Below are 7,911 nucleotides of genomic sequence, written 5' to 3'. Positions count from 1 at the left end.
GGCCTCGGCCGCGCCGGCGCCGGCCAGCGCCGCCACGAGACCGACCGTCAGCACCGCGCTCGGTCGACGGGGTACCGGCCTGCGCATGTCGCGAGCATAAGCACGCGCGTCCGATTGGTGCCGTACCGTCATGGAATGAGGAGGGCGGCCAGGTTCTGGGGTACCGCTGGGCCGGCCCTGGTCGCCGTTGCGGCGATCGGTGCCGCCGTGACGGTGCTGCCGGGAGCGGCGTCCGCCGCTCCGGTCGCCGGTGGCCGCGTCGCCTACATCGGCGAGCTGGACGGCAACGCCGAGCTGTTCGTGGTCGAGGCAGCCGGCGGCGCTCCGGTCCGGCTGATCGCCGACCCGACCAGCGTCGAGGCGCACCCGTCGTTCTCGCCCGACGGCACCCGCGTCGTCTTCGGCAGCAACCGCGCCGGTACCGACGACATCTGGGTGATCAACCTCGACGGCACCGGGCTGACCCGGCTGACCACCGGCGACCTGCCCTCGATCGAGCCGTCGTTCTCACCCGACGGCATGCGGATCGTGTTCACCGGTCTGAAGGCCGGCAATGCCGATCTCTACGTGATGGACGCCAACGGGAAGAACCGCAAACAACTCACCGACCGGAGCGAGACCGAGTATCAGCCGACCTGGTCCCCGGACGGGAAGAGGATCGCCTTCACCAGCCTCCGGGACGGCAACGGCGACGTCTACGTGATGGACGCAGCCGGCGGCAGGGCCACCCGGTTGACCCACACCCTCGCCTTCGACACCCACGCCGCGTTCTCCCCGGACGGCACCCGGATCGCCTTCAGCAGCACCATCTCCGGCGACCCGGAGATCTGGGTGATGGGCGTCGACGGGCGCACCCCACGCCAGCTCACCCACGACCCGGGCTTCGACGCCACTCCGTCCTTCTCGCCGGACGGCACCCGGATCGTCTTCGACAGCGACCGTGACGGCGAGGACGAGTTGTACGTCATGACGGTCGACGGCAAGCGGACCAGCAAGCTGACCGCGAACGACTACGGCGACACCCAGGCCGACTGGGGTGTGGCCGGCCCGCTCACCCCGGCCCCGGCCACCGCGCCCGAGGCCGCGCCGAGCCCGGCACCGGCGGTCCCGGGCCTACCCGCGATCCCGGGGCTGCCGGAGGTCCCCGGCATCGCCGCGCCGTGCGCCCCGGTGGAGAACGTGGTCCGCGAACTGCTGGGTCAGCCGCCGATCGTCTGTTAGATGTCCTGCCCAGGGCCGTCGGTCGCCCAGCTCGCACCGGTCGTCGCTCACTGGGAACGGTAGGACAAACGAAAGCCCCTGCCGGCCCGGTGACCGGCAGGGGCTTTCGCGCTGCTGAACGTGGCTGGCGCTGGTGGTGCTAGACCACTGCCTTGTCGGCGTGCTTGCTGAAGGACAGACCCTCGAAGTCCTTCTCCATCACGCCGTTGAGCTCGCCGAAGAAGCCGGCGGCACCGCCGAAGTAGAAGTAGACCGCGCTCTGGGACTTGCCCTCGACGTTGGCGCCGAGGAACCAGGAGTGCTGGCTCGTTCCGGATTTGATGATGGTGTTGAAGTCGAGCAGCATCTTGCAGTGCTCGTTGTAGGCGCTCGCCGCTTCGGCCGTCGGTTCGATGACGTCGGCGCCGACCGACTGGGCCTTGCGAATCGCGCCACCGATGAACTTGACCGACTTGTCGATGACCACCGGGATGTTCGCGAACGGTGACTGCGGCCCGGAGAGCATGAAGAAGTTCGGATACCCGTCGACCGTGATGCCCATGAACGTCGCCGGTTCCGGGTTCCACTTCTCCTGCAGCGTGCGGCCATCGGTACCGCGCACGTTCATTTGCGCGAGAGCACCGGTCATGGCGTCGAAGCCGAGCGCGAAGACGATCACGTCAGCCTCGTGCACGGTGCCGTCGGCAAGCCTGACGCCGGTCTCGGTGACGTCGGTGATGGCGTTGTTCGCCACCGACACCAGCTTCACATTCTCCCGGTTGAAGCTCTCGTAGTAGTGCGTGCCCATCGGTGGGCGCTTGCCGCCGTAGTAGTACGTCGGGCAGAGCAGGTCGGCGGTCGCCGGGTCCTTCACGATCGCGCGGATCTTGTTGCGGACGTACTCGGCGGCGGCCTCATTGACCTCGGTGTTGACCAGGAGGTCGTCGAAGGTCTCGAACAGGAACCGGAAGCCGCCGGCCTCCCAACCCGCGTCGAAGACCTGGTTCCACTGGTCCTTCGGCACGTCGGTCGACATCCGGTTCGCCGCGTCCATCGCGAAGGCGAACACCTGCACGTCGGTCTGGGCCCAGATCTTGTCGTAGTTGCGCTTGATCTCGGCCAGGTGGTTCGGCTCGAGTGCGTGGTTGCGGGTGGGCACCACGTAGTTCGGGGTGCGCTGAAGGACCGTCAGCTGCGCGGCGTCGCGGGCGACCACCGGGATCAGCTGGACCCCGGTCGCGCCGGTCCCGATCAGCACGACCTTCTTGCCGGCGAAGTCCACCGGCTCCTTCGGCCACTTCGCCGTCATCATCCACTCGCCGCGGAAACTGTCCAGGCCCGGGAACGGTGGCTTGAGGGCCAGGTGCAGCAGGCCCGTCGCGCTGATCAGGTACCGGCAGGTGAAGGTCTCCCCGTCGGTGGTGCTGACCGTCCAGGTGTTGGAGGCCTCGTCGTAGGTGCACCCGTTCACCCGGGTGGTGAACTGGATGTCCTTCCGCAGGTCGAGACTATCGACGGCGTGGTTGAAGTACGCCTCCACCTCGGGCTGGCCCGGGAAGCGCTCGGTCCAGTTCCACTCCTGGCACAGCTTGTCGTCGAAGGAGAAGCAGTAGGTCCAGGCCTCGCTGTCGGTACGGGCGCCGGGGTAGCGGTTCCAGTACCAGGTGCCGCCGACGCTGGTGCCGGCTTCCAGCACCCGGGCGGAGAGGCCCAGCTGGCGCGTCTCCCAGAGCGAACGGACGCCGGCGAAGCCGCCGCCGACGATGACTGCGTCGTAATGGGTCGTCACAGGGACCACTTCTCCTTCACCGCGTCCGCGAGCTGGCCGACCGCCACCTTCTGCTGCGCCACGACGCCGCCCATCCACATGAAGCCGTGGATCATCGAGGCGTTGTGCAGGTGGGTGACCTTCGAGCCTGCGGCCGCCAGCTTCTCCGCGTATTGCGTGCCCTCGTCGCGGAGCGGGTCGAAGCCCGCCGTGATGACGACGGCGTCCGGGAGGTTGCTCAGGTCGGTGGCCCGGGCCGGGAACACGTAGGGGTCCTTCGGGTCCTGATCCGGCGTCAGGTACAGGTCGGCGAAGTAATCCATCGACCGCTGCGTGAGCAGGTAGCCAGAGCCGTTCTCGGTCCGCGAGGGGAAGGTCGAGTCCTGCACGTCGGTGATCGGGTAGATCAGGATCTGCAGGTCGATCGCCGGGCCGCCCTGGTCCCGCGCCATCAGCGCGACACCGGCGGCCAGGGCACCGCCGGCGCTGTCGCCGGAGACCGCGAGGCGGCTGCCGTCGCCGCCGAACTCGCTGATGTTCCCCACCGCCCACTGGGTGACCGCGTAGCAGTCGGTGAGCTGCGCCGGGGCCCGGTCCTCGGGGGCGAGGCGGTACTCGACGTTGACGACCACACAACCCGTCAGATTCGCCAGCTCACGGCAGGGCTTGTCGGCGATCTCCAGGGTGCAGAGGGCATAGCCGCCGCCGTGGAAGTACAGGATCACCGGTCGCGAGCCCTCGGTGTGCGGGGTGTAGATGCGGGCCGCGATTTCATTGCCGTCCGGGCCGGGGATGTTCACGTCGGTGATCGACGCGACCTCCTCGGCCTCTCCTTCCATCTGGATGAACGCCTGGACGAACCCGCGGGCATCGGCCACGGGCATGTCCGCGAAATCGGGTGCTGCGCTGAGTTGCTCGAGTAGACCGGCAACCACCGGATCGATCGAAGTCATGTCGGGTCTCCGAGGTAGGTAGGTCGGTCAGAGAATGGGGGAGCAGGTCGGCGGCTGGCCGAGCAGGAGCTGGCCGTAGAGCTGGGCGGTGATGTCGGGGCGGAAGACGCCGTGCAGCGTCGCGACGCCGACGTCGCGGTAGATCCGCGAGAGCTCGGAGCCCTCGACGAAGCCGGAGGCGCCGGCGACGCTGGCCAGGGTGTCGACGGCGAGCTTGCTCTGGCGCATCGCGTACGAGGCGTCGTAGCGGGCGCGGGCGCGCCGCGTCTCGCTGGGCCACTCGCCCGAGACGCCCGCCTCCCAGGCATCGTCGGCCGCGCGGTGCGCGTGCAGCAGGGCGCCGTCGATCTGGGTCGCGGCCTCGGCGATCTGCACCTGGCTGACCGGGTACTCGGCCTGAACCATGTAGGTGGAGTAGGAGATCATCCGCTTCGGCGTCTTCTCCAGGACGTAGTCCAGGGCCGCTTGCGCGGCGCCGATCACCGAGCCGGTCGTGCAGATCGTGCCCGCCATCGACAGCGGGATCCGGTAGAGCGGCGAGGACTCGGCGTACGGGTTGTTCTGCACGCCCGCCAGCACGCCCTTCGGGCCGAGCATCGACACGACGCGATGCTCGGGGACGAACAGGTTCTCGGCGTGCAGGGTGTTCGACCCGGTGGCCTTCATGCCCATGCAGTACCAGGTGTCCTCGATCCTCAGATCGGACATCGGGACGAAGCACCACAGGGCGTCGAGGAAGTTCCCCTGGTCGTCGATGAGCGGGACCATGACCTCGGCCCAGTCCGACCACAGGCAGCCGGTCGCGTACGGCCAGGCGCCGCTGATGACCAGGCCGCCGTCGACCTGCTTCGCCGGGACGTTGCACGGGGTGAAGATGCCGACGAGGCGGGCGTCGGGGTTGTTCTTGTAGACGTCGTCCTGGCCCTCCTCGTTCATCCAGCAGGCCATCCACGAGACCGCGGTCTGCATGGCCAGCACCCAGCCGGCGGAGGCGTTGCCGCGGGAGACGGCCGCGCACATGTCGACGTGGTCGCGGATGGTGCCCTCGTAGCCGCCGTAGCGCTGGGGGACCCAGATCTTGTAGAGGTCGTTGGTGATCATGGCTTCGGCCATGGCGTCGGTCAGCCGGCGGTCCTCATCGGCCTTCAGCGAATCCCGTTTCAGGATGTCGCGGATCCCAATGGCTCGCTCAACGAGCGGGCTGGTGACCTTCTCCATGATGTCCGGCATTTGGGGGCTCTCCCGTCAGGGTCCACGCTGGGGGCGCAGGCGCCCGTGGCGGCTGCGTTGAAGGGACGCTACGTCTGCCTCCGACGAGGCGCAATGGCGACAAACAGCCAGGTCACAAGGCCCACTTGACGGCATCTGTCAAGTGTCTGGAGGGCGCTCATCCTGGCGGTGAGTGATCGTCAGCGGACTCACGGAAACCGATAATTCGCCCGGCCGCCAGGCGGCCGGACGAACCGGTTTCTGAGGGCTCGTCAGGCTCGTGGGGACCCCGTTGCCGCCACCCGCGGGGCATCGTCATCGAGGATGCGCTTGAGGCGCAGCGCGACCAGAAGCTCGGTGCGCCGGCCGGCCAGCGGGCGACCCAGCAACTCCTCGATCTGCGCGACCCGGTTCCGCACGGTGTGCTCGTGGACCCCGAGCTGGGTGGCGGCGCTGACGTGCGAACCCGCCGTCAGCCACACCAGCGCGGTGTCCCGTAGCCGGCGCATCCGCGCATCGGCGGAATCGAGCGGGCCGAGCTCGTCCTGGACGAAGCGACGCGCGCGTTCGGGCTCGGACAGAAACAGCGACTCCAGCCGGACGTCGGCGAAGGAGAGCAGCGGTGTGGCCTCGGTGCCGAGCTTCTGCTGCAGCCGGGAAGCTTCCATGGCGTCCCGGCCGGTCGCGCCGAGCCCGGCCAGGCCGGCGCTGGGCTCGCCCATCGCGATCTGCGCCCCGGCCCGCTCCAGGGCCTCGCGGACCCGGCGCAGCTGAGTCGGCTTGAAGCGGCCGGGGCTGGAGAGCCAGACCACCGGGGCGGAGTCGTGGCGGTAGACCAGGGTGTCGCTGATGCCGCAGCTCCGCTTGATACGAACGGCCAGCTCGGTCGGGTCCACCCGGCGGTCGCCCCGGATCACGAACGCGATGTGCTCGCCGTCCAGCGACACCCCGAGGGCCTGCTCGGTCTCGGCCTCGCCCATCGCCTTGGTGCCGGCCAGGACCTGGCGCAGGATGCTCTGCTGGCGGTGGTCGCTGTTGCCCATGTGCTCGGTGCGGGCGGCGTCGTAGCGCTCGTAGACGGGGGCGAAGACGCGGTCGATGTAGGCGTGGATGAGCAACGTGGGCGCGCCGATCAGGTCGGCCACCGGCACGTCGTGCATGGCCGCGCGCTCCAGGGCGTGCCGGTACCAGCAGAGCCAGACCAGCCCGGCGCCGACGCGGTAGACCTGCTCGAACTCCGGCAGGGTGATGCCGATCTCGGCTGCGGTCTCGGCGAAGGCGAACGCCCCCAGTGGGGTGGTCATCTCGAGCTCGTCGTGGCCGCCGATGATCCGCCACATCGCGTCGATCTTCTCGAACGAGCTGCAGAGCATCGCCTCGCGGAAGCGGTCGTCGTCGGCCCGCTCGGGGAAGACCAGTTTCATGCACTGGTCGGCGACGAAGCGGGCGTCGGAATTGGCGTTCAGGTCGCCTGCCAGCCGCTGCGCGGCGTCCGTGACCGGTCCCAGTGCGCCGGCGAGCTGCAGACTCGCTTCCACCATCGGATCCGCCCTCTCGTGGCCGGCACGGTCTCCGCTTCGGACGTCGTCCTCGCGGAGCCCTCAGTGCTGACCTTTTCGCTCGCTACGCTCGCGAAACACGGCGGGACACCCGTCTCGCGACCTCTCGTCACGCTTCCACAACATGACGGATTCCGACAATCGCAGAACCTACGACGGTCTCGGAGTTGTGGGAGACCGGAAAACCGGGGCCTGAGCAGGGGCTGGGCGGGGGATTCGTACTTTTCCCGGACACGGGTGCGCTCCACCCGTGCGATGTACCGCCGATCGGCGATCGGGATGTGACCATGGGCGGATGCGCAGGTTTGTCGTGGTGGCGGTCTCTGCCCTGGCTCTGGCGGCGAACTCGGCCCCGGTCGGCCGGGCGGCCGAGCCGGCCCGCCTGCAGCCGGTCACGAGGATCACCCCGCCCGAGGGCTGCGTCGTCCTGACCCCGGGCATGAACGGCGTCAAGGTGCGGATGGTGCAGCAGCGCCTCGGGATGCCCGAGGGGACGTGGGAGACCATGGACGCCGCCACCCGGACGAAGGTGGAACGTTTCCAGAAGCGCAAAGGCCTCACCGTGGACGGTGTGGTCGGGCCGAAGACCTGGGCCGCGATGGGCTTCGCCGAGGACTTCTGCATGGACCGCTGGACGGCCACCCCCGCGCTCGGCCTCGACGCGACCTCGGCCCAGCGGATCAGAACGATGATCCGGTTCGCCCGCCCCTACCTCGGCGGCGAGTACGTCTGGGGCGGTGCCGGGACCCGGGAGTACGGCGTCGACTGCTCGGGCCTGGTGCTGCAGGCGCTCTACCGGGCCGGACTCGACCCGCAGCCGATCACGCTCGACAAGCATGTCCGCCCCGCGTACCGGACGAGCCTGCAGCTCTACAAGCACCCGGGGCTGCAGCATCTGCCGTTCGCGCAGCGGCAGCGCGGGGACCTGGTCTTCTACCGGAGCAACTCCACCGGGAGGGTCAACCACATCGGGATCTACCTGGGTGACGGCAAGATCCTGGAGGCGGTCTCGGGGCCGGACACCACGCGGATCGGCACTGTCACCACCTCCCGGTACGGGCAGACCGTGATGCCGACCGTGGTGCGCCCGTTCCCCTAGTGTCGTGCGCCTGAAATTCGGTCGATAAGTCGTAGACTGGGGTATGTCGCGAACCGGACGCCCCAAAGTCGAGTTGGTGCTCACCGTTGAAGAACGTGAGCAGTTGGTGCGGTGGTCTCGGCG

General features: G+C 68.8%; 6 protein-coding genes. 2 read left to right on the top strand and 4 right to left on the bottom strand.

Going from position 1 to position 7,911, the window contains the following annotated elements; genetic code table 11:
• Positions 1–135: 135 nt before the first annotated feature.
• Complete coding sequence (locus tag H0X00_RS19375) at positions 136–1,221, top strand: DPP IV N-terminal domain-containing protein (protein WP_293774052.1); 1,086 nt, start codon at positions 136–138, stop codon at positions 1,219–1,221.
• A gap of 139 nt (positions 1,222–1,360) precedes the next feature.
• Here H0X00_RS19375 and H0X00_RS19370 read toward each other — a convergent pair whose 3' ends face one another.
• From H0X00_RS19370 to H0X00_RS19355, 4 genes are all read right to left on the bottom strand, one after another.
• Positions 1,361–2,989 carry an NAD(P)/FAD-dependent oxidoreductase gene (locus H0X00_RS19370; protein ID WP_293774051.1) on the bottom strand — a complete coding sequence of 543 codons (1,629 nt, stop codon included), beginning with the start codon at positions 2,987–2,989 and terminating at the stop codon, positions 1,361–1,363.
• Positions 2,986–3,921 carry an alpha/beta hydrolase gene (locus H0X00_RS19365; protein ID WP_293774050.1) on the bottom strand — a complete coding sequence of 312 codons (936 nt, stop codon included), beginning with the start codon at positions 3,919–3,921 and terminating at the stop codon, positions 2,986–2,988. The genes H0X00_RS19370 and H0X00_RS19365 overlap by 4 nt, the downstream gene beginning before the upstream one ends.
• A 27-nt stretch (positions 3,922–3,948) precedes the next feature.
• On the bottom strand, positions 3,949–5,151 hold the full coding sequence (locus H0X00_RS19360) for an acyl-CoA dehydrogenase family protein (protein ID WP_293774048.1): 1,203 nt from the start codon (positions 5,149–5,151) through the stop codon (positions 3,949–3,951).
• A 251-nt stretch (positions 5,152–5,402) separates the two neighbouring features.
• A complete protein-coding gene (locus H0X00_RS19355; protein WP_293774047.1) occupies positions 5,403–6,671 on the bottom strand; it encodes a helix-turn-helix domain-containing protein in 1,269 nt (422 codons plus the stop codon).
• 313 nt (positions 6,672–6,984) lie between these two features.
• Between H0X00_RS19355 and H0X00_RS19350 the strand changes: the two genes are divergently transcribed.
• Positions 6,985–7,788 (top strand): NlpC/P60 family protein, encoded by an 804-nt coding sequence (locus H0X00_RS19350; RefSeq protein WP_293774046.1) that lies wholly within the window; start codon positions 6,985–6,987, stop codon positions 7,786–7,788.
• Positions 7,789–7,911 lie beyond the last annotated feature (123 nt).

This window comes from Sporichthya sp., from assembly GCF_013815995.1.
GTDB lineage: Bacteria > Actinomycetota > Actinomycetes > Sporichthyales > Sporichthyaceae > Sporichthya.
The sequence above is the reverse complement of the archived record's forward strand: the minus strand, read 5'-3'. Positions and strand labels throughout refer to the sequence as shown.

Coding starts and splice junctions, on each gene's coding strand:
- H0X00_RS19375 (WP_293774052.1), top strand. CDS start 136: ATGAGGAGGGCGGCCAGGTTCTGGGGTACCGCTGGGCCGGCCCTGGTC.
- H0X00_RS19365 (WP_293774050.1), bottom strand. CDS start 3,921: ATGACTTCGATCGATCCGGTGGTTGCCGGTCTACTCGAGCAACTCAGC.
- H0X00_RS19360 (WP_293774048.1), bottom strand. CDS start 5,151: ATGCCGGACATCATGGAGAAGGTCACCAGCCCGCTCGTTGAGCGAGCC.
- H0X00_RS19355 (WP_293774047.1), bottom strand. CDS start 6,671: ATGGTGGAAGCGAGTCTGCAGCTCGCCGGCGCACTGGGACCGGTCACG.
- H0X00_RS19350 (WP_293774046.1), top strand. CDS start 6,985: ATGCGCAGGTTTGTCGTGGTGGCGGTCTCTGCCCTGGCTCTGGCGGCG.